Annotated in this window: 21 protein-coding genes; 18 read left to right on the top strand and 3 right to left on the bottom strand. The window is 56.9% G+C overall.

Annotated features, from left to right (window positions below; genetic code table 11):
• Nucleotides 1-23 precede the first annotated feature (23 nt).
• From ada to EUU23_RS07385, 12 genes are all read left to right on the top strand, one after another.
• Nucleotides 24-1,061: a bifunctional DNA-binding transcriptional regulator/O6-methylguanine-DNA methyltransferase Ada gene (ada, locus tag EUU23_RS07440; protein ID WP_160353395.1), complete on the top strand. Its 1,038-nt coding sequence runs from the start codon at nt 24-26 to the stop codon at nt 1,059-1,061.
• On the top strand, nt 1,058-1,807 hold the full coding sequence (locus EUU23_RS07435; protein WP_160353394.1) for an isocitrate lyase/PEP mutase family protein: 750 nt from the start codon (nt 1,058-1,060) through the stop codon (nt 1,805-1,807). The genes ada and EUU23_RS07435 overlap by 4 nt, the downstream gene beginning before the upstream one ends.
• A gap of 198 nt (nt 1,808-2,005) precedes the next feature.
• Complete coding sequence (locus tag EUU23_RS07430) at nt 2,006-2,626, top strand: XrtA/PEP-CTERM system exopolysaccharide export protein (protein ID WP_425505104.1); 621 nt, start codon at nt 2,006-2,008, stop codon at nt 2,624-2,626.
• 3 nt (nt 2,627-2,629) lie between these two features.
• Nucleotides 2,630-4,129, top strand: a complete 1,500-nt coding sequence (locus EUU23_RS07425; protein WP_160353392.1) for an XrtA system polysaccharide chain length determinant — start codon at nt 2,630-2,632, stop codon at nt 4,127-4,129.
• A gap of 13 nt (nt 4,130-4,142) precedes the next feature.
• Complete coding sequence (locus EUU23_RS07420; protein ID WP_160353391.1) at nt 4,143-5,060, top strand: AAA family ATPase; 918 nt, start codon at nt 4,143-4,145, stop codon at nt 5,058-5,060.
• On the top strand, nt 5,060-6,769 hold the full coding sequence (locus EUU23_RS07415; protein WP_160353390.1) for a TonB-dependent receptor: 1,710 nt from the start codon (nt 5,060-5,062) through the stop codon (nt 6,767-6,769). The genes EUU23_RS07420 and EUU23_RS07415 overlap by 1 nt, the downstream gene beginning before the upstream one ends.
• A gap of 11 nt (nt 6,770-6,780) precedes the next feature.
• Nucleotides 6,781-7,920 (top strand): XrtA/PEP-CTERM system-associated ATPase, encoded by a 1,140-nt coding sequence (locus EUU23_RS07410; protein WP_160353389.1) that lies wholly within the window; start codon nt 6,781-6,783, stop codon nt 7,918-7,920.
• Nucleotides 7,921-7,960: 40 nt separating this feature from the next.
• Nucleotides 7,961-8,809: an XrtA system polysaccharide deacetylase gene (locus EUU23_RS07405; RefSeq protein WP_160353388.1), complete on the top strand. Its 849-nt coding sequence runs from the start codon at nt 7,961-7,963 to the stop codon at nt 8,807-8,809.
• Nucleotides 8,806-9,876, top strand: coding sequence for a FemAB family XrtA/PEP-CTERM system-associated protein (locus EUU23_RS07400; RefSeq protein ID WP_160353387.1), 1,071 nt, complete (start codon nt 8,806-8,808; stop codon nt 9,874-9,876). Before EUU23_RS07405 ends, EUU23_RS07400 begins: the two co-directional genes overlap by 4 nt.
• Nucleotides 9,873-11,084 carry a TIGR03087 family PEP-CTERM/XrtA system glycosyltransferase gene (locus EUU23_RS07395; RefSeq protein WP_160353386.1) on the top strand — a complete coding sequence of 404 codons (1,212 nt, stop codon included), beginning with the start codon at nt 9,873-9,875 and terminating at the stop codon, nt 11,082-11,084. Before EUU23_RS07400 ends, EUU23_RS07395 begins: the two co-directional genes overlap by 4 nt.
• The gene (gene xrtA / locus EUU23_RS07390; protein WP_160353385.1) at nt 11,081-12,667 is read left to right on the top strand and encodes an exosortase A; all 1,587 of its coding nucleotides are present in this window, start codon (nt 11,081-11,083) and stop codon (nt 12,665-12,667) included. The genes EUU23_RS07395 and xrtA overlap by 4 nt, the downstream gene beginning before the upstream one ends.
• 11 nt (nt 12,668-12,678) lie before the next feature.
• Nucleotides 12,679-14,571: an XrtA/PEP-CTERM system amidotransferase gene (locus tag EUU23_RS07385; RefSeq protein WP_160353384.1), complete on the top strand. Its 1,893-nt coding sequence runs from the start codon at nt 12,679-12,681 to the stop codon at nt 14,569-14,571.
• A gap of 28 nt (nt 14,572-14,599) precedes the next feature.
• On the opposite strand, the gene truA is transcribed toward EUU23_RS07385, so the two are convergent.
• Both truA and fmt read right to left on the bottom strand, forming a co-directional pair.
• Nucleotides 14,600-15,340 (bottom strand): tRNA pseudouridine(38-40) synthase TruA, encoded by a 741-nt coding sequence (gene truA, locus EUU23_RS07380; RefSeq protein ID WP_160353383.1) that lies wholly within the window; start codon nt 15,338-15,340, stop codon nt 14,600-14,602.
• Nucleotides 15,337-16,245 carry a methionyl-tRNA formyltransferase gene (gene fmt / locus EUU23_RS07375; RefSeq protein WP_160353382.1) on the bottom strand — a complete coding sequence of 303 codons (909 nt, stop codon included), beginning with the start codon at nt 16,243-16,245 and terminating at the stop codon, nt 15,337-15,339. The genes truA and fmt overlap by 4 nt, the downstream gene beginning before the upstream one ends.
• A gap of 42 nt (nt 16,246-16,287) precedes the next feature.
• Here fmt and recR point away from each other — a divergent pair, with 42 nt between their 5' ends.
• Together recR and def are read left to right on the top strand one after the other, a co-directional pair.
• Nucleotides 16,288-16,884: a recombination mediator RecR gene (gene recR / locus EUU23_RS07370; protein ID WP_160353381.1), complete on the top strand. Its 597-nt coding sequence runs from the start codon at nt 16,288-16,290 to the stop codon at nt 16,882-16,884.
• Nucleotides 16,885-16,915: 31 nt separating this feature from the next.
• Nucleotides 16,916-17,470 carry a peptide deformylase gene (gene def / locus EUU23_RS07365; RefSeq protein WP_160353380.1) on the top strand — a complete coding sequence of 185 codons (555 nt, stop codon included), beginning with the start codon at nt 16,916-16,918 and terminating at the stop codon, nt 17,468-17,470.
• Nucleotides 17,471-17,771: 301 nt separating this feature from the next.
• On the opposite strand, the gene EUU23_RS07360 is transcribed toward def, so the two are convergent.
• Entirely contained in the window at nt 17,772-18,941 is a 1,170-nt protein-coding gene (locus EUU23_RS07360) for a penicillin-binding protein activator (RefSeq protein WP_179956517.1), read from the bottom strand.
• A 33-nt stretch (nt 18,942-18,974) separates the two neighbouring features.
• Here EUU23_RS07360 and rsmI point away from each other — a divergent pair, with 33 nt between their 5' ends.
• Genes rsmI through EUU23_RS07340 form a run of 4 tightly spaced genes read left to right on the top strand, consistent with a single transcriptional unit; the run spans nt 18,975 to nt 21,724 of the window.
• The gene (gene rsmI / locus EUU23_RS07355; protein ID WP_179956516.1) at nt 18,975-19,808 is read left to right on the top strand and encodes a 16S rRNA (cytidine(1402)-2'-O)-methyltransferase; all 834 of its coding nucleotides are present in this window, start codon (nt 18,975-18,977) and stop codon (nt 19,806-19,808) included.
• Nucleotides 19,805-20,155 carry a YraN family protein gene (locus EUU23_RS07350; protein WP_160353378.1) on the top strand — a complete coding sequence of 117 codons (351 nt, stop codon included), beginning with the start codon at nt 19,805-19,807 and terminating at the stop codon, nt 20,153-20,155. Before rsmI ends, EUU23_RS07350 begins: the two co-directional genes overlap by 4 nt.
• Before the next feature lie 11 nt (nt 20,156-20,166).
• Complete coding sequence (gene gshB, locus EUU23_RS07345) at nt 20,167-21,120, top strand: glutathione synthase (RefSeq protein ID WP_160353377.1); 954 nt, start codon at nt 20,167-20,169, stop codon at nt 21,118-21,120.
• A 7-nt stretch (nt 21,121-21,127) separates the two neighbouring features.
• Nucleotides 21,128-21,724, top strand: a complete 597-nt coding sequence (locus EUU23_RS07340) for a DedA family protein (protein WP_160353376.1) — start codon at nt 21,128-21,130, stop codon at nt 21,722-21,724.
• Nucleotides 21,725-21,729 lie beyond the last annotated feature (5 nt).

Here is a 21,729-nt window from a genome sequence, read left to right as displayed (position 1 = left end):
CCAGAAAAGAAGGAAAGCGGAAAATGGCTAAGGCAAAAGCCATTGATGCCGACTTCGCATGGAGAGCATTTCTTGCGCGCGATCGCACCCATGACGGGCAATTTGTCGGTGCCGTCAAAACGACTGGAATTTACTGCAAGCCGAGTTGTCCAGTGCGACACCCCAAGCGCGAGAATGTCTGCTTTTATGCAACGGCGGCTGAGGCAAAGGCAGCTGGCTATCGTGCATGTTTGCGCTGCCGTCCCGATGACATTGCGCGTGACGACGTCGCCGTTGTCAGTGCACTCAAATTGTTGGCGGCAGAAGAACCGATGGGCTTGGAACAGCTTGCCGCCGCTGTCGGCTATGCGCCGCATCATTTCCACCGCCTCTTCAAGCGCGCAACGGGCGTCACGCCTGCCGAATATGCACGCGGGTTGCGGGCAGGGCGCGCAGAAGAGGCACTTGCCGCAAATGGCCGGGTGACTGATGCGATTTATGATGCGGGCTATTCCGGGCCTAGCCGCTTTTATGCCGCAACTAAGGGACGATTAGGAATGACACCAAGCGCGTGGAAAAATGGCGGGGCGGGGGCGGTTATCCGATGGGCTGTCGTAGAGACGTCACTCGGCAGCATGCTGGTCGCAGCAACGGATAAGGGCATTTGCCGACTCTCTTTTGATGAAGACGAAACGGAACTTCAAAGGCGCTTTCCTGCCGCGACAATCGAGCAGGGCGGCGACGCGCTGGCCGAGCTTGTAAACGGGGCAGTTGCTGCCGTTGAAAATCCTGCAAATATGCCCGAACTGCCGCTTGATATCGCTGGAACGGTTTTCCAGCAGGCCGTGTGGAAGGAATTGCAGCGTATTCCAACAGGCGAAACCCGGACATATGCCGAGATCGCCGCAGCCGTCGGCAAGCCCAAGGCCGTGCGTGCAGCCGGAAGTGCAAATGGCGCTAATAATGTCGCCGTGCTCATTCCTTGCCATCGCGTGATCCGCACCGACGGTAGCCTGGGTGGCTATGCTTATGGCTTGGATAGGAAAGAAAAATTGCTTCGGGCAGAAAGGAATGCAGTATGAGGGATAAAGTAAGAGCTTTTGGCGATCTTCATGTCGAAGGCGATCCCTTGATATTGTACAATATCTGGGATGCAGGCAGTGCCAAGGCCGTTGCCGACGCCGGTGCCAGTGCAATCGCGACAGGCAGCTGGGGTGTCGCCTGCGCCCATGGATATAAGGATGGTGAAACTTTTCCTGTCGATTTGGTTTTCGCTAATCTCGCGCAGATTCTAACCGTAACGGATTTGCCCGTTACGCTCGATTTTGAAGCCGGATATGGTGTGGATGCTGCCCAGGTCGGGCAAATGGTGGAGAAAGTCGCAAAGGCTGGTGCCGTCGGTATCAACATTGAAGATAAGGATCCTGTGACAAGGGAGCTTTTTGATATCGATATAGCCTGCGCTAGGATAAAGGCCGCTGCGGCCTCTGGCATATGGATAAATGCCCGGGCGGACTTGTTCATTGTCACGCCCAAAGAGCATCACGATTTGGCATTGGTTGAAAAAGTGCTGGTACGGGCGGAATCCTTCGCAGATTCAGGGGCGAATAGTCTTTTTGTTCCTTTCATCGCCGATGAATCTTTAATCGGCTATTTGTGCTCAAAATCGCCATTGCCGGTGAACATTTTGGTGGGGGATGGTATTCCGGATATCAAGACGCTGGCCGGGTTGGGCGTGGCGCGGATCAGTCATGGACATGGACCCTGGGCAAGGGCCATGCAAGATCTTTCGACTGCCGCCAAATTGGCGATGGCTGCGTTGGATTGAGGTTAAGAAGCGAGGCAGCTTTTACGACTTGCGCCTGATTTTACTAGGTCCTGACCCAAATCCTAACGGTCTGTTCACCCTTTTTGTCCATAGCAAAGTCCAAGCTGTGACAGTTGCAAGTCCGCCAATGGGGGCGTGACCATTTGATTCGTCGCAGCTTCAGAAGGGCTGGGCATGAAGAAGTCATTGAAAATCAACATGATGCTGGCACTGGGTGCGCTGGCGACTGTAGTAACTGGTTGTACTTCTGTTTCTGGTGGTCCTGAATTACCGCAGGCGCCGACTGTCTCGGTTCGCGAAGGTCCGGGTGAGGATTATTTGATCGGTCCGCTCGACCAGTTAACCGTTTTTGTATGGCGCAATCCTGAGCTTGGCGCAAAAGTCCAGGTCCGCCCGGACGGGCGTATAACAACGCCGCTGATTACCGATATGCCCGCGGTCGGCAAAACACCCACAATGCTGGCGCAGGATATCAAGTTACAGCTTTCGCAATATATCAATGACCCGATTGTATCGGTCATCGTCAACGAATTTGCCGGCACGACGTCGCAACAGGTCCGCATTGTTGGCGCAACGGAAAAGCCAGCCTCTATTCCCTATAGAGCCAATATGACCGTCCTGGATGCGATGATCGCCGTGGGCGGCCTTTCGGAATATGCCGCAGGAAATAAGGCCCGTCTGATCCGCCATAACAAAGGCACAGGGGCGCAAAAGGAATATTCGCTTCGGCTGGGCGATTTGCTCAAACGGGGGGATAGCAAAGCCAATGTGCTGCTCGAACCAGGTGATGTCATCATCATTCCAGAAAGCATGTTCTGAGCTATGAACTCGCTCTACGACGAATTCCGGATTGCCGTTCACAGCGTGTGGAACCGCCGCTGGCTGGCATTGGCGGTGGCGTGGGGTGCCTGTATCTTGGGCTGGCTCGTCATTGCGATGATCCCCAATAAATATGAATCCAAAGCGCAGATTCAGGTCCGCACCCAATCCATATTATCCGATCAGGTTGGCTTGCCGCCTCAAGACCAGCGCCGTAACATCCAGCAATTGACCCAGACGCTGATTTCATCGGAAAATCTGGCAAAAGTTGTTCGCGGAACCGATCTGGGCGCATCTGTGGCGACCGATCAGGAATTGGCCGGCAAGATCGAAGGCCTGCGCGCCAATATCGAGGTGAAGGCTGAACAGGACGATTTTTTTGCAATAAGCGCCAAATTGCCAAGTGGTAAACTGGCCCGCGATGTGGTGCAAAAACTGATCGATGTTGCCGAAGAAGATAATATTGCCGGTGACCGCAAAACGACGAGCCAGACCTTGCGCTTCCTTGATGCCCAGATTGAAGGACGGCAAAAGGAACTTGCCAATGCCGAGGCGAAGCGGGTTGCATATGAAACACAAAATCTGGGTCTTTTGCCCGGTGTGGGCTCTGTGTCGCAACGCATGGAAGCATCACGGGCGGAACTGAGTCAGATTGACTCGCAACTCATTCAGGCCCGCAGCGCGCTGGCTGCGTTGAACGGACAATTGGCCGGAACACCTGCGACGTTGAACACGACTATCGCAGGTGGCGGCTCACCCACTGCGCTGGGTCAGGCGCAAGGTGAGCTGGCGTCGATGCGGGCCCGGGGTTTTACGGACAACCATCCCGACGTTGTGGCAATTCGCAACCAGATTGCGAATTTACGTTCACAAGGCGGCGGTGCAGCCGGTGGTGGATATCGCACGCCCAATCCCGCCTACAGCTCCTTACAATCCATGCGCGCCGAACGTGAGGCGTCTGTTTCTGCCCTGCAGGCGCGCAAAAGCGCGCTTCAGTCCGACATGGCAGAGCTTGCCGCGAAACAAACCGCTGAGCCCGGCGTTGCCGCAGAATATCAGCGGATCAATCGCGATTATGAAGTGCTGAAAGCGCAATATGACAAGCTGATCACCGAGCGCGACCAGATCCGTTTACGCGGACAGGTGGAAACGCAAACCGATGCGGTGCAGTTCCGGGTCGTAAAAGAACCGTCACTGTCAAATGTTCCTGCGGTACCGAACCGGCCGCTTTTGTTGGCTGCGGTCCTGATCGCAGGCATAGGTGCGGGCATCGGTGCCGCCTTTGCGCTCGGCCATTTGCAAACCAGTTTCCCGACTGCGGCGAAATTGGAAAGGGCAAGCGGCTTGCCGGTTATCGGATCGATCTCGCAAATGTTGGGCGTTGAAGAGCGCGAGCAGCGCAAACAGAAAATGAAGCTGTTTTACGGCGCATCCGGCGGACTTGTCGGTGTTTTTGCGCTGCTTTTGGTTGCGGAATTTGTGCAGCGCGGACTGACGGCTTGAAGGATCGGACAGCATGAACAAGCATAGCTCTATCAAATCGTCGGGGTCGCTGCTGGAACGGGCGTCGGAATTATTTGATTTTGGCGCGGCATTGCGGGGTGGCCACGGCCCGATCCCCATTCCGGCACCGGTCGAAGGACAAGTTCCAGTCGCTGCGTCCCCTCGCCCGGCGATGGCCCCTGCACCGGTCAGCAGGACGCAAGTCGCGATCAGCCGTGAACGGTTGGTGTCGCATAACTTCATTGTACCTGACGGCCCGGTCACGGGACTTTCCGAAGAATTCCGTATTGTAAAGCGTCAGCTTCTTCTGGCGGCGCGCGGGGGAAAGGGGGTCGATGCATTGCCGCATGGTGAGCGCATACTTGTCTGTTCGGCAAACCCGGATGAAGGCAAAACCTATTGCGCGCTGAATCTTGCGCTGTCGATGGCCAGCGAAAAAGACAATCGCGTCCTGCTGGTCGATGCGGACTTTGCCAAGCCCAGTATTCTATCCACTCTTGGTATCGAAAGACATCGGGGCTTTATGGACGCGCTTGCGGACCCTGCCTGCGATGCGGAATCATTGGTCCTGCAAACTGACATCGATGGGCTTTCCATCCTGCCCGCAGGCAGCCAGACCAATCAGGATACCGAATATCTTGCTGCTGCACGCACGGCTGAAATCATCGATCAACTGACCCGCAATGATCCGTCACGCATCATCATTTTCGATTCCCCGCCGGCATTGGCGGCGTCGCCAGCATCGGTGCTGGCCCTGCATGTCGGGCAGATTTTGATGATCGTCCATGCCGACGTGACCACCGACAGCGCCCTGCGCGATGCGCTTGGCCTATTGAGCGGGTGCGAACACATCCAGCTTTTACTGAACCGCACCAAATTTTCTCCGACCGGGCGCAAGTTCGGCAATTATTATGGGTATGGAGCCTCCTAATGAAGAAGTCTGTTATATCTTTGGCAATGCTGGCGGTGGTGGCGTTGGTGCCCGCACCGGTTATGGCGCAGCAGATTGAATCGGACTGGTCGCCGATCGACGATGCCGACGCCAGTTCGGAACCGGTATCCCAGGATGCCGCACCCGCCAAAAAGCAGGGTCGCGGCCAGAAACGCGCGGGACCACGAGTGGAAATCACCCCTTATATCGTGGCGCAGCAAGTGCTTGTTGCCGACCTCAAAAGTGGCGGTGAAGTGTTAACCTATTCAACTGTGGCCGCCGGCGTCGACGCCTCGGTCGCAACCCGGCAGGCAGAGGGCCAGATCAGCGTCCGTTACGAACGGTTGATCGGTTACGATAATGGCATTGACGATCAGGATATCATTACAGGTCTGGCCCGCGGTTCGCTGGCATTGTCGCGTGATTTCAGCCTCGAGGCAGGTGGAATCGCGGCCCGCACCCGTGTCGACGGACGCGGCGCGGCACCGACCAATCTTGTCGGCAATCCTGACAATGTTACGCAAGTCTATTCGGTTTTTGGCGGCCCCACATTTGCAACGCAGGCTGGCAGTCTCAGCATCAATGCCGCCTATCGCGCAGGCTACACAAAGGTCGAAAGCGCGGACGTCGTCGTCCTTCCGGCCGGTCAGCAACGGTTCGACCAGTTTGATGACAGTTTCAGCCAATTGGCAACCGCTTCTGTCGGGATGCAGCCCGGCGATTTGCCCTTTGGCTGGGCAATAAGCGGCAGCTGGCAACGCGAGGATGCCGGCCAGCTCGACAACAGGTTCGACGGCAAATATGTCCGGGCCGATTTGACCGTGCCGGTATCTCCAACGCTGGCGGTGGTAGGCGGCGTCGGTTATGAAGATATCGAAATTTCCGAACGCGATGCCCTGCGTGATGCAGGCGGGGTTCCAATTGTCGGCAGCGACGGGCGCCTTGTGAAAGACAGCGCATCCCCCCGGTTGATTGCGTATCGGCAAGACGGGTTAATCTGGGACGTCGGCGTCTTATGGCGGCCAAGCCCGCGCACCTCGGTCGAGGCGCGCTATGGCCGCCGCTATGGTTCGGACATTTATCTGGGCAGTTTGAGCTATCAACCGGGCCGTGATTGGGCGGTGAACGTGTCTGTCTATGACACAATTTCTGGCTTCGGGGGGCTGCTCAATGATAATCTGGCCGCGTTGCCGACGCAATTTCGCAGTACACGAAACCCGATTTCGGGCGACATTTCTGGCTGTGCCTTTGGCCAGTCAGGTGGATTCTGCCTGAACGACGCCTTGCAAAACGCATCGTCGGCGGCATTTCGCCAACGTGGAATTACGGCCTCGATGAGCGGGACGATCAGCGGTTGGGACAGCGGCGTTGCGGTGGGATATAATCGCCGCAAATTCATCGCATCCCTGCTGGGCGCGCAGGCACAGATTAACGGCATAACCGACGAAAATTATTTTGCCGTCGCCTATTTGGGACGGGCCATTGATCGACGTACCCGTTTTGAATCAAATATATATGCGAACTATTTCGATTCAGGGTTTGCAAGTGCCGCCGATGTTTTGCAAACTGGGGCAAATGCCGCGTTATATCGGCAGATTGTACGCGGCCTGTCCGCCAGCGCGGCAGTGGGCCTGGATAGTTTTAGGCAAGAGGATTTCGACAGCGAGCTAACGGCGTCGGCACTGCTCGGCTTGCGGTATAGTTTTTAAGGGGCAACAGGATGTACGATCAATTTTATCAACTGACCGGAAGACCATTCCAGCTCACGCCTGATCCGGATTATTATTTCGAAAGCGCAACCCATCGTAAAGCCCTGTCCTATCTGGGCTATGGTTTGGCGCAGGGCGAAGGATTTATTGTCATCACGGGCGAGGTTGGCGCTGGCAAATCCACGCTGGTCAGCCATTTGATGCAAAGCGTCGATAAATTCAGGCTGACGGCGGCGACGATTGTCACCAGTCAGCTTGATGGCCTTGATATGGTCCACATGACGGCTGAATCCTTCGGAATTGATACGCGCGGGCTGGACAAAGCTTCGACATTGAAAAGCATCGAAAACTTTCTTCATGCCGAGGCGCGCAGCGGCCGCCGTTGCCTGCTGATCGTAGATGAGGCCCAGAATTTGTCGGTCGATGCACTTGAAGAATTGCGGATGCTGTCGAATTTCCAGCTTGGTTCTTCGGCGCTGTTGCAGATATTTCTTTTGGGCCAACCCGAATTTCGCGATCTCGTTCGCGAAGCGCCCGAACTGGAACAGCTGCGCCAGCGTGTCATCGCCACCCATCATCTTGACCCGATGGACGCCAATGAGGTTGAACCCTATATCGTCCACCGCCTTGGCCGGGCCGGCTGGAATGGCCGCCCGCAAATTACGCCAGATGCCTATGCAGCGCTTTTTGCCGAAACGGCAGGCGTACCACGCAAGCTGAATACATTGATGAATCGCGTCATGTTGATGGGTGCGGTGGAACAGGTTGATGTGCTTGATAGCGAGATGGTCGCAGCTGTTATCGCCGATATGGCAGGCAAGCCTTTTGAATATGGAGCCCCCATGTCTTCCCACGCGCCGGTGGAAAAGGAATTTCTGAAACCTGTCGCGGTCGCGACTGTGAAGGAGTCTTCCGTTGAGCCGATGGCCGAACCTGTGGCCGAGCCAATCGTCCAGCCGGCCGCAGAACCAGTCGCATCGCCGCTGTCCAATGCCGATGTCGACGTGTTGGTTTTGCGAGTCGCTTCGCTCGAACAACGTGTGGCCGAACAAGAGGCTGCGCTTCGCAGGGTATTGTCGATGATGATTGACTGGATGGACCGCGAAAGCAGCCTTGAATCGCGATTCATACAAAACAGCCGTGCCGCTTAATCGCAAGAACGATGCGCGATAATGAAGGAATAGAAACCCGTTGCTTAACGCGCTCTCTGTGGATGTTGAAGACTGGTTTCAGGTCGGGGCGTTTGAAACCGTCATCGACCGGAGCAGTTGGGATTCGCGTGAGTGCAGGGTCGAGCGCAATACCGATCTGGTGTTGGAATTGTTCGACGATGCGGGCGTAAAGGCAACCTTCTTTACGCTGGGCTGGGTGGCCGAGCGCTATCCCGCCTTGATCCGTCGCATTGTTGCAAATGGACATGAAATTGCCAGCCATGGTTACGGTCACGACCGAGTGTTCACCTTTACTCCGGAACAATTTGCCGCCGACCTCATCCGGTCGCGTACATTGATCGAGGATGCAGCTGGAGTCGCCGTTACAGGCTATCGTGCCCCCAGCTTTTCCATCGACCAGCGCACGCCATGGGCGCATGAAGTTTTGGCCGAGCAGGGCTATGCTTATTCCTCCAGCGTCGCCCCGATCAAGCACGACCATTATGGCTGGGCCGAGGCCCCGCGCTTTGCCTTTCGCCCCGTTACGGGCAGTGATTTTCTGGAAATACCGGTCACGACGGCGGAGCTTGGACCAAAGCGCCTTGCGGCTGGCGGTGGAGGTTTCTTTCGCCTGTTACCTTACGCCTTTTCGCGATGGGCGATCCATCAGGTCAACGAGCGGGATGGACGTCCGGCGGTTATCTATTTCCATCCGTGGGAAATTGATCCCGAACAGCCACGGGTCGCGAACGCACCGCTCAAGTCGAAAATCCGGCACTATTCCAAGCTGGACGTGATGGCTGCCAAATTGCGCCGCTTGCCGCAGGATTTCCAATGGGAGCGGCTGGACAGCGTTGTCGCCCGCGAAAAAGCAAGGCTCGCGGCATGAACGCCCCGCTGTTGCGATCCAGGCTTGCTGTGCGGATCGCTGATCTCAATGACGCGGATGAAATTTCACGCCTTGATGCATGGGTGCTGGCACAGGCCGAAGGGTTACCGTTTCACCGACCCAACTGGCTTTTGGCTATCGAGGAAGCAACGGGCCAGAGGGCGCATTGCCTGATCGCCGAGCGGGCAGGGGACATTGCGGCAATCCTGCCATTCCATCTCGTCCACTCACCGCTTTTCGGACGCGCGCTGGTATCGTCCGCATTTGCAGTAGGAGGCGGCATCTTATCGAATAGTGCGGCAGCAACACGGCGGTTGGCGGCCGAAATTTGTGGTCTCGCTGAACGGTGGAGTTGCCCCACGGTCGAACTGCGCGGCGGATCGATGCCGGGGTGCGGCTGGATCGAAAAGCGGGATTCGCACGCGAATTTCCTGAAACCATTACAGGCGGACAGTGAAGCCGAGCTTTTGGCGATACCGCGCAAGCAACGTGCCGAAGTGCGGAAAGGTCTGGATAATGGCTTGACCGTGGTCACCGGTCGCACCGCGCGGGATCTGGACTGGCATTATGGGGTTTATGCGGAGAGTGTTCGTAATTTGGGCACGCCGGTATATCCCAAGGGATTGATGGCTGCGGTCCTGCAACGCTTCGGCGAGGATGCGGACATACTAACCGTGCTGCACGAAGGACAGCCCGTCGCCAGCGTTTTTAGCCTGTATCATAAGGGCGTTGTCATGCCCTATTGGGGCGGCGGCGTATGGGATGCGCGACGGTTGCGGGCGAATGACGTCATGTATTACGCCTTGATGGATCACGCGCGCTGCCGTGGCTGCACCCATTTCGATTTTGGCCGGTCAAAGACGGATTCAGGGGCCTATCATTTCAAGAAAAACTGGGGCTTTGATCCCGAGCCAATGGCCTATGCCATACATACCGCTGATGGTCAGGAACCGCGCGATATCAACCCCAATAGCCCAAAATATCGGGCGCAGATTGCGCTCTGGCAAAAACTGCCCTTGCCCGTTGCCAACTATCTGGGGCCATGGATTGCCAAAGGATTAGGTTGATGCGCGAGATCCTTTTTCTCGCCCACCGCATTCCTTGGCCAGCCGACCGGGGCGATAAAATCCGGTCGCACCACATATTGAAACGGCTGTGCGAAATGGCACCGGTTCATGTCGGAACCTTTGCCGATGATGAACGCGACATGGGCTTTGCAGAGGCGATGGATGGACTTGTGGCCTCCCGCCATGTCGAACTACGCGACAAGCCCCATTGGCAGGCGGGATTGGAAGGGCTGTTCACCGGACGGCCCATATCGGTGCAAAGCTTTGCCAGCCGGACGATGCAAAACTGGGTCGATGCGCGGATCGCGTCTGGCCGGATCAGCCATATTTTCTGCTTTTCAGGACAGATGGCGCAATATGTGCCTAACGATTTTGCTGGCCGCTTCATCATGGACTTTGTCGACGTCGATAGCGCCAAATTTGAAAGCTACGCCGAAGAGGGGCATGCCTTCATGCGCTGGGTGAACAGGCGCGAAGGGCGAGTGCTGGGCAGGTTCGAGACCGAAATCGCGGCACGCGCCAATGCCAGCCTGTTGGTGAGCGAGGCGGAGGCGGCATTGTTCCAACGGCGCACTGCGACCAGCATAGTAATGGCGTTGGGCAACGGGATCGACACCGCTTTCTATGATCCCGATGGGCATTTCAAAAAACTGCACCCACCCTTTCCCGATCCGTTGATCGTCTTCACCGGCCAGATGGATTACCGGCCCAACATCGAAGCCGTTTCGGATTTTGCACAGAACGCCATGCCTGTAATTAGCGCGCAGCATCCCGAAGCCACCTTTGCGATTGTAGGGCGTAACCCGAACCAGGCGGTTTCCGATCTGTCGATGTTGCCGGGTGTACAGGTCACAGGCGCGGTAGAGGACGTGCGGTCATGGCTTGCCGCGGCGGATGTGGTTGTTGCCCCACTGCGTATTGCAAGGGGTATTCAGAATAAGGTGCTCGAAGCGATGGCCATGGCGAAGCCGGTTGTCGCTTCACCGGCTGCAGCCGAAGGCATTGACGCCGAACATGGGCAGCATTTTTTCGTGGAAGAGAATGTCGGCGCGGAGGCCGCGCGTGTTTGCACCTTGCTGGCCGAACCCAGTTCAGGTCTCTCGATAGGAAAGGCCGCGCGCGCGCATGTTATGGCCCATTATGGATGGCGCAGCCAGCTCGCACCCCTTGATCGCCTGATGGGCCTTGGCACGGATGACCCGCAATGAGCGACGCTGTGCCGCCGGACAATCCGGACGAGGAAATTCTTCCTGAAACCGTCCCAGCCGAGGCGGAAGAAGAACACACCCCCGCTCTGACCGATTTTGCTGATCAATGGCATCGCCCCCTTCAGTACCTCGCGGCACTTTGGGCTGCTTTGCTTCTGCTTTTCTGGCGCGACACGGCGGATATGGTGGCTATTTGGTGGAACAGTTCCACTTTCAACCATTGCCTTTTGATCGTGCCGATCCTCGGTTGGCTGGTGCTGCAGCGCAAAGAATTGCTCGTCCAACTGAAGCCCGAGCCGTGGACACCGGCTTTGCTATATGGTGCCGTAGGCGCGGGCAGCTGGTTACTCGGTGATGCCGCAGGATTGGCGGTCGCACGACAGTTAGGCCTGATCATGATGCTTCAGGGAAGCGTGGCGGCTGTATTGGGTGCGAATGTCGCACGGGGCCTGCTATTCCCGCTTTTCTATATGTTCTTTCTGGTGCCCATTGGCGAAGAGGCAGTACCTGCACTGCAAACGCTGACCGCGAAAATGTGTATGATCTTGCTGGGATGGACCGGCATTCCGGCGCACATAGACGGGATATTTATCACAACCCCCACGGGCTATTTTCGTGTCGCCGAGGCATGCTCTGGCGTCAAATTCCTGATCGCAATGATTGCCTATGGCGTTTTGGTTGCCAATCTGTGTTTCAACCAATGGCCTCGGCGGATCGCCTTTCTTGCGGCATGTGTTGTCGTACCCATCCTGGCCAACGGCCTTCGCGCCTTTGGCACCATTTTTATTGCCCATCACAGCAGCAACGAGTTCGCATCCAGTTTTGACCATGTCTTTTACGGGTGGATATTTTTCGGCATCGTCATCGCGCTGGTAATGGCTGCAGGTTGGCCCTTTTTTGACCGGAAGGCGGATGCACCCGCCTTTGACCCAGCTGCGATTCAGACACCGGTGGGGCGATCCACCACATATCTGCGCGCCGCTGTTGCAATCATGGTGATCGCCGTGCTGCCTTTTGGATGGTCGACTTATAGCGCAACCAAATCCTCCCCCACGCCCGAGCGCATTGCATTACCGCAGGTGGAGGGCTGGGACATAGTTCCTTACACGCCCACAGTCCACTGGACCCCGCGTTTCGTCGGTGGCAGCCATTATTTGTCGGGGCGGTATCGGAACAAGGCAGGGCAAGAAGCAGATTTCTTTGTCGTGGTTTATGATCGGCAAAGCGAAGGGCGCGAATTGGTCGGCTTTGGCCAGGGTGCCATTGATCCGGATGGTTTCTGGTCGTGGACCGCAAACACATCTGCACCGCCCAATGGAAAAGCCGAACGTATCAAGACGCAAGGTGCAGCGCGTGAAGTGGTGAGCTTTTATCGTGTGAACGGCGTCACCAGTGGTTCGGGCCCCCGCATCAAACTGGCGACATTGCAGGCGCGCCTCTTGGCTGGGGACCAGCAAGCGGTGGCAATAATCGTGTCAGCGGAACAGATTGGAAATCAGCCGCCCCGGCCTGCTATCGACGCCTTTGTCAAATCCTTGGGCGATATCGATAAAATGGCTGACCGCTTCGCCGGATTGCGATAGGGACCGCCCCCATGTGTGGCATTGCTGGTATTTTTCATATCGAGACGGCCAAGCCGGTTGACCCTGATCGGGTAAAGCGGATGACGGATGCTATCGCGCACCGCGGACCCGATGGTTCGGGTGTATGGACTGCACCGGGGGTCGGGCTGGGCCATCGGCGCTTGTCGATCATTGATCTAGAGGGCGGGGCGCAGCCCATGCATTCGGACGATGGCGCACTGTCCCTGACCTTTAACGGAGAAATCTATAATTTCCGGGAATTGCGGAAAGAATTGGAAGCAGCCGGTTATAGCTTTGCCACCCAAAGCGACAGCGAAGTCATCCTGCATGGCTGGCGCCACTGGGGGCCGGCCTGTGTTTCGCATTTTCTCGGCATGTTTGTCTTTGCAATCTTCGATGCCCGCACCAAACAGCTCTTCCTCGCCCGGGATCGTCTCGGTGTAAAACCGCTCTTTTACGCGGCAATTCCCGACGGCAGCATCTTGTTCGGGTCGGAACTCAAGGCGCTAACGGCCCACCCCGCATTGCGCCGCGAAATCGATCTTTCCGCAGTCGATGACTATCTCGCCTTCGGTTATGTGCCCGACCATAGCTGCATCGTGCGTGGCGTCAAAAAGCTCGCCGCCGGGCACTATCTGCTGCTCCAACTCGGCAACGCCATTCCGTCGCCGACACAATATTGGGACTTGGATTTCAGCAAGCGGGTTCGCGGCAGTCAGGGCGAGCTATCCGAAGAACTACTGCGCCTCATGCGGCAGGGCGTGACTTCGCGTATGGTCGCGGACGTGCCGTTGGGGGCATTTTTGTCCGGCGGTGTCGACAGCAGCAGCGTCGTCGCGCTGATGGCCGAAGCTTCGCGCCAGCCGATCAAGACCTGTTCCATCGGCTTCGATGTCGGCGCGCTTGATGAAAGCGAATATGCCGAAACCATCGCCCGCCGTTTTGCAACCGACCACCGCAGCCGCAAAGTCGCCGCCGATGATTTCGGCCTGATTGACAAGCTGGCCCATCATTTTGACGAACCCTTTGCAGATGCATCCGCATTGCCCACTTATCGGGTGTGCGAACTGGCACGCGAGCAGGTAACCGTTGCATTGTCGGGCGATGGCGCAGACGAGGCGCTTGCCGGCTATCGGCGGCATGTGTTCCACCACAAGGAAGAGCAATTGCGTGGCCTTTTGCCGCAAAATGTGCGCGGTCCGCTGTTCGGTACGCTAGGTAAATTCTATCCGAAGGCAGATTGGGCACCCCGTCCGTTGCGCGCAAAAACAACGCTGCTGTCGTTGGCCCGCACCGGTCCGGAAGGATATACAGATGCCGTCAGTCTGACCAGCGCGAACCGGCGCCACCGACTTTATTCGCAGCATATGCGTGGGGCGCTGGATGGATATCGCGGCGAAACATATATGGAAAATCTGATGACGAGGGCGCCCGCACAAAGCGGCCTTGATCAGGCTCAATATGCCGATATGAAAATGTGGCTTCCGGGCGATATCCTGACGAAGGTCGATCGCACCAGCATGGCCGTTGGCCTCGAAGCGCGCGAGCCGTTATTGGACCACCGGCTGTTGGAATTTGCCGCAAGCCTTCCCGATCGCATGCGTATCCGTGGCGGGCAGGGCAAATGGTTGATGAAGAAGACGATGGAAGGCCACCTTCCACACGATATTCTCTATCGGCCGAAAATGGGGTTTGTGACCCCGATTGATCAATGGTTTCGTGGGGCGTTGGCGGACGACGCCCGTGCGCTTTCAACCAGCCGCATTTTTTCGCAAATGGATCTGTTCGACAGTAATGTCGTTGCTAAAGCGGCCGAAGATCACATTGCGGGGCGGGTCAATAACGGGCGGCTTTTGTGGCAATTGGTGATGCTGGAAAAATCGTTGGCGGGGCTTTTCGGTTGAAGAAACATGCAGGCCGGTTAATGGCCGATTACGGGTAACGCGCGGCTACAAAGTAAAGACCCTCCGGCGGCGCATTTTCGGCGAGTGCGCTTCGATCTCGAGCGGCAAGCGCTGCTTTCAAATCGTCCGCTGTCCAGCGACCTAGTCCTACTGCGGCTAGGCATCCGACCATGGAGCGGACCTGATGGTGCAGGAACGATAATGCTGCGGCTTCGACAATGATATGATCGCCTTCGCGCCGCACATTGAGACGGTCGAGGGTTTTGAGCGGGCTGGCGGATTGGCAGGCCGTGGACCGGAAAGTGGTGAAATCATGCAAACCGATCAGCAGTTGCGCGGCATCGTGCATGGCATCTGCATTCAGTTCCGGCCCGATCCGCCAAACCCGGCCCTTTTCCAAAGTCAGCGAAGCACGCCGGTTACAGATTCGATATTCATAAGCGCGACCGATGCAGGTGTAACGGGCATGCCATTCCGGATCGACTTCTATACACGCCAGAATCGCGATGGGATGTGGCCGCAAATGCGCGTTAATCGCCTCCATCAGGCGGAAAGCGGGCAGGGGCTTTTCCACATCAACATGCGCTCGCATTCCCAAGGCATGCACACCGGCATCGGTGCGGCCTGCGCTATAGACGAGCGTTCTTTCGCCGGTTGTTTTGAAGATGGCCTCCTCAATCGCCCCTTGCACCGAAGGTCCATGGTCCTGCCATTGCCAGCCCATATAGGGGCCACCGTCAAATTCGATCGTGAGCGCAAATCGGGTCATGCGAGGATAGTGCCCTGTACAATAGGCTTCCCGCGCAGCAGATCGGCAGTCGGCATGGCAGGCTTTCCGGCGCGTTGGATCAAGCTTGGGCTGATCGAATCCGTGCCGCATGCTATGGTGAGGCAATCATCCAACACTTCGCCGGGATGTGCAGGCGGTGCGGGAATGACCTTTGCTTCCAATATGCGATAGCGCTCACCTTCATATTCGAACCAGGCGCCTGGGGCCGGGTTGAACGCACGGATTTGGCGTTCGACCACTTCGGCGGGTTGCAAAAAATCGAGGCGGGTTTCGGCCTTGTCGATTTTGGCGGCATAGGTAATACCCTCGCCGGATTGCGCGATGGCCGGATGCGCTGCCATGTCTTGCAAGACGATGACCATCAATTCTGCCCCGAGTTCGGCGAGTTCGGCGGTCAACTCGCCTGTTGTTTTGCTGCCAATTTCAATTTCGGTTGTTGCGCGAACCGGACCTGTATCCAAGCCGGCCTCCATTTGCATGACCATGACGCCTGTGGTCCGGTCGCCCGCTAAAATGGCACGCTGCACCGGCGCAGCCCCGCGCCAGCGCGGGAGCAGGGAGCCATGGACGTTGAGGCAGCCAAATTTCGGTGCGTCCAAAACGGCTTGCGGCAAAATCAGGCCATAGGCCGCGACGACCGCGACATCGAGCTTGAGCGCTGCAAACTCCGCCTGTGCTTCGGCGTTGCGAAGCGTCAGGGGGCTTCGCACGGGCAAGCCAAGTTCCACAGCCCGTTGCTGTACCGCCGATGGCGTCAGCTTCTTGCCCCGGTTGGCGGGGCGCGGCGGCTGGGTATAGACGGCTACAACCTCATGCCCCGCAGCGACCAGGGCATCAAGGCTTGGAACCGCAAATTCCGGTGTTCCCATAAAGGCAAGGCGCATCGTGACTTTTCCTTTGTTTGAAAGCCCCCTAAGACGTGGTGCATGGCATCGCAAGAAATAGACGCATTGGCACAAGCCCTGTCGAAACTACCGGGTCTTGGTCCGCGCTCGGCCCGGCGCGTTGTCCTGCACCTGATGAAAAAGCGCGAGACCGTTTTGCAGCCGCTATTGCGCGCCTTGGAACAGGTCGAGCAACGATTGGTGATGTGCGATATTTGCGGAAATATCGATACCACAAACCCGTGCGGGATATGCGTCGATCCGCGCCGCGACACACGATCAATCTGTGTGGTGGAAGATGTGCCTGATTTGTGGGCGCTTGACCGGTCACGGCTGTTTCCGGGAAAATATCATATCCTTGGGGGCAAACTTTCTGCGCTGGATGGCGTCCGTCCAGAAGATCTGAATATTGACAGCTTGATTGCCCGCGTGGCGGCTGGCGGTGTGGATGAAGTTGTATTGGCCATGAACGCTACGCTGGAAGGGCAAACGACCGCCCATTATCTGGCCGAACGGCTGGAATCCTTTGCCATCCGCCTGACGCAATTGGCCCATGGCGTGCCCGTGGGCGGCGAACTGGATTATCTCGATGACGGGACATTGGCGCAGGCGTTAAGGGCGAGGCGTCCGGTCGGTTGATTTATGTCGCGGCCATGCCTATCTGCGACCCATGGCCATCTTACCTATTCTTGAAGTGCCCGATCCGCGGCTGAAAACCATCTCCACACGCGTGGAAAGCTTTGACGCGGAGCTGAAGAAACTAGTCGATGACATGTTTGAAACCATGTACGCCGCCCCCGGTATTGGCTTGGCCGCTATTCAGGTCGGGGTGCCCAAGCGGCTGCTGGTCATCGATTTACAGGATGAAGGCCCTGACGGCGAAAGTATCCGCAACCCCCGCGTCTTTGTGAATCCCGAGATACTTGATCCATCGGAAGAGCATTCGGTTTATAACGAAGGTTGCCTGTCGGTACCCGACCAATATGCCGAAGTCGAACGCCCCGCCAAAATTCGCACCCGCTGGCAAGACCTGGATGGCAAGGTGCATGAAGAAACCATGGACGATCTCATGGCCACATGCCTTCAGCACGAAATGGACCATCTTGAGGGTATATTATTCATCGACCATCTGTCGCGGCTGAAGCGGCAAATGGTGTTGAAGAAAATCGAAAAGGCCCGGAAACTGGGCGGCGGCCATGTGCATGGGGAACATTGCAACCATTAAGCTTGGGTGGAGCTTTGTTCTTTTTATAAGCATCTAAAAGGTTCGTGCTCACTTAATCGCGGAATACCCTCACCAACTCCGTTTGTGAAATTTCACACTTCGTCACCCTGAACTTGTTTCAGGGTCTTATTTGCGACGTTGAAAACTAAGATCCTGAAACAAGTTCAGGATGACGATTTTGGGTTTTCAACAGGAAGACGATTTTGGGTTTTCAATGAAGATAGATGGGTACGCGACCGACGAATTCATTCGCCGGTCGCAGCGGAGGGGGCGCTGTAAAAGTGCAGAAACTCCCGCCCCCTCATTTCACAAATGACGTCGGGGCAGCATCGACGGTCACGAACTTACCTGCCTGAATTTCCTGCACCTCCAGCATCCGTTCCGTCAGGCCGTTGTTCATGAAGCGGAAGGCTCCATCAACGCCGATAAAGCCTTGAGGGTCGATGAGCTGCGTTACCGGAAACTTGCTGCCCGGACGCCAGTCGCGCGCGACGCGCACGACCAGCAAAACCGAATCATAGCCAAGGCTGGACAAACGCAGCGGAGCTTTATTGTATCGGGCACGATATTTGGTCGCATATTGATTGTATAATGTGTCAGAAACACTCGCGAACCAAGCGCCATAAATGGGCGAGCTGCTGGCCAGCGAACCGTCGATATTCCATAAATCCGTGCCCAATATCTTGGCATTCCGCAATCCGTTGCGGCGCAGCGCTGGAACTGCAACAACGGCGGCGCGGCCGCTATCGGCGATTAAAACCGCATCAATCTGCCCCATTTGGGCAAGGCGACGGGCGGCGGCGTCGGCAGATGCGGCACCTCCATCCGATTCTTGTACACCGACCAGAATGCCGCCTGCATTGCGAACCGAATTCACCAGATTTGCCTGCGCCCGTTGGCCATAGACATTGTTGGAAACCACACCGCCAAAGCGGTTTAGCCCCTTAGCCTTTGCGAAGCGCACAACACGATCAATCGACTGATTCGGCAGATGTCCGAGCAGGAAGACATTTTGGCCGGCAACGCCGACATCGTTGGAAAAACTGATGATTGGAATGCCTGCCGGGCGGGCGATAGCGGCGGCTTCGGCCACATTTTCACCGCGCAAGGGACCAAGTATCAACTTGTTGCCGTCGGCAATGGCGCGCTTCGTTGCGGCGGCAACGCCTTGCGCTGTGTCATATGTAATCAGCCGGATATTGGTCGCCTTGGTATCCGAAAGGGCCAGAGCAGTTGCGTTGGCTATGGACAGGCCAACATCGCCGTCTGGACCAGTTACGGGCAGAAGCAGCGCAACACGGTGCAAACTATCCAGCGGGTCGGGCGTCACGACCGGCGGCGGACCTTCACCGCCACGCGGCACGGCAGCGCACGCGGCCAAAAGGACGATCATCGCAAGCGCAACGATCCTGTTGATTCCACGCGCTATGGCTTGCGGCTGCGCGCCGGTTGCTGCAATGGATGCAATCATGTCTGAGCCCTCAACGAATTGCTTGTTGTTTTGATGTCGTTCGAGTCGGGCTTATATGTCGTTGCGACCCCCATCGGCAACCTTGCAGATATGTCACAACGGGCAATTGCTGTTCTGGATGCGGCAGAAATCGTTGCGGTAGAGGACAGCCGCGTCACTGGTAAATTGTTGCATCATCTTGGTTTCAAAAAGAAAATGCGCCGCTATAATGACCATAGCAGCCCAAATGATCGGGACAGCCTGATTGCCGCAGCCCGCGACGGCGTGGTCGCTTTGGTATCGGATGCCGGAACCCCGTTGATATCCGATCCGGGCTATAAACTTGTCCGCGCAGCGCGCGAGGCAGGCGTGCCGGTTTACACCATTCCGGGTGCGAGCGCCGTGATTGCGGCTTTATCCATTTCCGGTCTTCCCACCGATCGTTTCCTTTTTTCCGGCTTTTTGCCTAACAGGGCAAAGGCACGCGCCGATGCGCTGCTGGAACTGGCGCCGATCAAGGCGACGCTTGTCTTCTATGAAAGCGGCCCACGTCTTGCCGCGTCGCTCGAAACAATATCGGAAATCTACGGCGACCGGGACGTGGCGGTTGCCCGCGAACTGACCAAGAAATTTGAAGAAGTCGTGACCGGCACCGCGGCCGAGCTTGCGGCCCGTTACACCGCGCAGGAGCCGAAGGGTGAAATTGTCCTGATCATCGGCCCACCGACAGAGGAGACGGTTGCCGTTGACGCAAGTGATGTCGATGCTGCCTTGCGCGAGGCGCTGCAAAGCATGTCCGCTGCAAAGGCGGCTGGTGCCATTGCCAGGAAATTCGGGCTGGAACGATCTGCCCTTTATGCACGGGCAACGGAGATCAAGGGCAAATGAATCGTGCCATTGCCGAAAAGCGGGGACGCAGGGGTGAAGCGATGGCGGCCTGGTTTCTGCGTTTCCGGGGGTGGCGGATCGTAGGAGCGCGCGTGAAAACGCCGCGCGGTGAGGTCGACCTGATTGCCCGCCGGGGCAAGACGGTTGCCTTTGTCGAGGTCAAGATGCGAAGCAAGGCGATAGACCTTGCCACCGCGATCGACGCCTATCGGTTGCGCCGCGTTGCGGCGGCGGCTGAAATCCTCTTGCCTAAATATGGCAAGGATACTGAAAATATGCAGATTGATGTAATATTGGTTGCACCTTGGCGGTGGCCACACCATCTGCAAAACGTCTGGCACGGATAGGGACCCACAGAATGACAATCAAAGTCGCAGTCCAGATGGACCCGATGGACGGTATCAACATCCACGGCGATTCCAGCTTTGCGCTGATGCTCTCCGCCCAGGCACGGGGTTATGACATCTGGCATTATGATGTCGCAACGCTGACATTGGACGCTGATGACCGGCTTACCGCGTGGGCGCATCCGGTATATGACGTCCAGCGGGTGGAGGGCGCGCATTACCGTTTTGGCGAAGCCCGGCGCATTGACCTGGGGTCGGATATTGATGTCGTTCTGATGCGGCAGGACCCGCCTTTTCACGTCGGCTATATCACGGCAACGCACCTTCTTGAACGGATCGAGGGTGAGACTTTGGTGGTCAATAATCCGGCAAGCGTTCGTAACGCACCGGAAAAGGTGATGGTGCTGGACTATCGCCGGTACATGCCGCCGACGTTGATTACACGTTCGACCGACGAAATCCGTGCCTTCCAGAAAGAACATGGCGCAGTTGTTATCAAGCCGCTGCACGGCAATGGCGGAAAAGCAATTTTCCGGGTTCCTCCTGAAGGCGACAATCTGGGCGCCTTGCTTGAAGTGTTCAACGGCACCTGGCCCGAACCCCACATGGTTCAGCCTTTCCTGCCCGATGTGGCCAAGGGCGACAAACGGATCGTGTTAATCGACGGCGTTGTGGCTGGCGCGATCAACCGGAGGCCGGGGGAAGGTGAGTTTCGGTCCAATCTGGCAGTCGGCGGCAGCGCCGAGGCGACGGAGCTGACCCAGCGCGAACAGGAAATCTGCACCGCTATGGGGCCGCGGTTGAAGGAACTGGGCCTCATTTTCGTTGGCATTGATGTCATCGGCGGTGAGTGGCTGACCGAAATAAACGTCACATCCCCGACCGGAATTGTCGCAATCGACCGTTTCAACGGTACCGATACCGCAGGAATGATCTGGAACGCGATTGAAATCCGGTTAGCCTGATAAAGACATGGATGACTGGATAATCCGGCTCGTCGATCAAGGCGGCTATTGGGGCGTTGCCCTCCTCATGTTTCTGGAAACCGTATTTCCGCCTGTACCGTCTGAGGTGATCATGACCGTCGCAGGCGTATCTGCATCGCGCGGTAACATGACGTTTGCAGGGGTCGTGGGTGCCGGAACGGCAGGTGCTATGCTGGGCAACTATCTCTGGTTCTGGCTGGCGGTCAAATTCGGTTCGGACAGACTGCGCCGCTTTGCCGACCGCTATGGCCGTTGGCTCACGCTAAACTGGAAAGAGATTGAGCGGGGGCATGAACTGTTTCAAAAACATGGCTCGATCATCGTGCTCGTTGCCCGAATGCTTCCGACCTTGCGGTCACTGATTTCGATCCCAGCCGGGATATTCGGCATGTCACTCCGCCGGTTTTTGGTGTTCTCAACGATTGGCACCGCCGGATGGAGCGCCGCACTTGCCGGGGCCGGCTATGCGCTCGGTTCCCAATTTGAAGATGTCGAAAAAATATTGGGGCCGCTGTCGACAGCGGTTATCGTGCTTATCGTGCTCGGCTATTTCTGGCGGCTTATTCGCTGGAAACCCGAATAGGCGAA

The organism is Sphingorhabdus profundilacus, assembly GCF_009769755.1.
Classification (GTDB): Bacteria; Pseudomonadota; Alphaproteobacteria; order Sphingomonadales; family Sphingomonadaceae; genus Sphingorhabdus_B; species Sphingorhabdus_B profundilacus.
This window is presented reverse-complemented; position numbering and strand designations above follow the sequence as displayed.

What these genes read in the sequence shown, in the direction of transcription:
- ada (WP_160353395.1), top strand. Translation starts at nt 24, where the DNA reads ATGGCTAAGGCAAAAGCCATTGATGCCGACTTCGCATGGAGAGCATTT.
- EUU23_RS07435 (WP_160353394.1), top strand. Translation starts at nt 1,058, where the DNA reads ATGAGGGATAAAGTAAGAGCTTTTGGCGATCTTCATGTCGAAGGCGAT.
- EUU23_RS07430 (WP_425505104.1), top strand. Translation starts at nt 2,006, where the DNA reads ATGATGCTGGCACTGGGTGCGCTGGCGACTGTAGTAACTGGTTGTACT.
- EUU23_RS07425 (WP_160353392.1), top strand. Translation starts at nt 2,630, where the DNA reads ATGAACTCGCTCTACGACGAATTCCGGATTGCCGTTCACAGCGTGTGG.
- EUU23_RS07420 (WP_160353391.1), top strand. Translation starts at nt 4,143, where the DNA reads ATGAACAAGCATAGCTCTATCAAATCGTCGGGGTCGCTGCTGGAACGG.
- EUU23_RS07415 (WP_160353390.1), top strand. Translation starts at nt 5,060, where the DNA reads ATGAAGAAGTCTGTTATATCTTTGGCAATGCTGGCGGTGGTGGCGTTG.
- EUU23_RS07410 (WP_160353389.1), top strand. Translation starts at nt 6,781, where the DNA reads ATGTACGATCAATTTTATCAACTGACCGGAAGACCATTCCAGCTCACG.
- EUU23_RS07400 (WP_160353387.1), top strand. Translation starts at nt 8,806, where the DNA reads ATGAACGCCCCGCTGTTGCGATCCAGGCTTGCTGTGCGGATCGCTGAT.
- xrtA (WP_160353385.1), top strand. Translation starts at nt 11,081, where the DNA reads ATGAGCGACGCTGTGCCGCCGGACAATCCGGACGAGGAAATTCTTCCT.
- EUU23_RS07385 (WP_160353384.1), top strand. Translation starts at nt 12,679, where the DNA reads ATGTGTGGCATTGCTGGTATTTTTCATATCGAGACGGCCAAGCCGGTT.
- truA (WP_160353383.1), bottom strand. Translation starts at nt 15,340, where the DNA reads ATGACCCGATTTGCGCTCACGATCGAATTTGACGGTGGCCCCTATATG.
- fmt (WP_160353382.1), bottom strand. Translation starts at nt 16,245, where the DNA reads ATGCGCCTTGCCTTTATGGGAACACCGGAATTTGCGGTTCCAAGCCTT.
- recR (WP_160353381.1), top strand. Translation starts at nt 16,288, where the DNA reads ATGGCATCGCAAGAAATAGACGCATTGGCACAAGCCCTGTCGAAACTA.
- def (WP_160353380.1), top strand. Translation starts at nt 16,916, where the DNA reads ATGGCCATCTTACCTATTCTTGAAGTGCCCGATCCGCGGCTGAAAACC.
- EUU23_RS07360 (WP_179956517.1), bottom strand. Translation starts at nt 18,941, where the DNA reads ATGATTGCATCCATTGCAGCAACCGGCGCGCAGCCGCAAGCCATAGCG.
- rsmI (WP_179956516.1), top strand. Translation starts at nt 18,975, where the DNA reads ATGTCGTTCGAGTCGGGCTTATATGTCGTTGCGACCCCCATCGGCAAC.
- EUU23_RS07350 (WP_160353378.1), top strand. Translation starts at nt 19,805, where the DNA reads ATGAATCGTGCCATTGCCGAAAAGCGGGGACGCAGGGGTGAAGCGATG.
- gshB (WP_160353377.1), top strand. Translation starts at nt 20,167, where the DNA reads ATGACAATCAAAGTCGCAGTCCAGATGGACCCGATGGACGGTATCAAC.
- EUU23_RS07340 (WP_160353376.1), top strand. Translation starts at nt 21,128, where the DNA reads ATGGATGACTGGATAATCCGGCTCGTCGATCAAGGCGGCTATTGGGGC.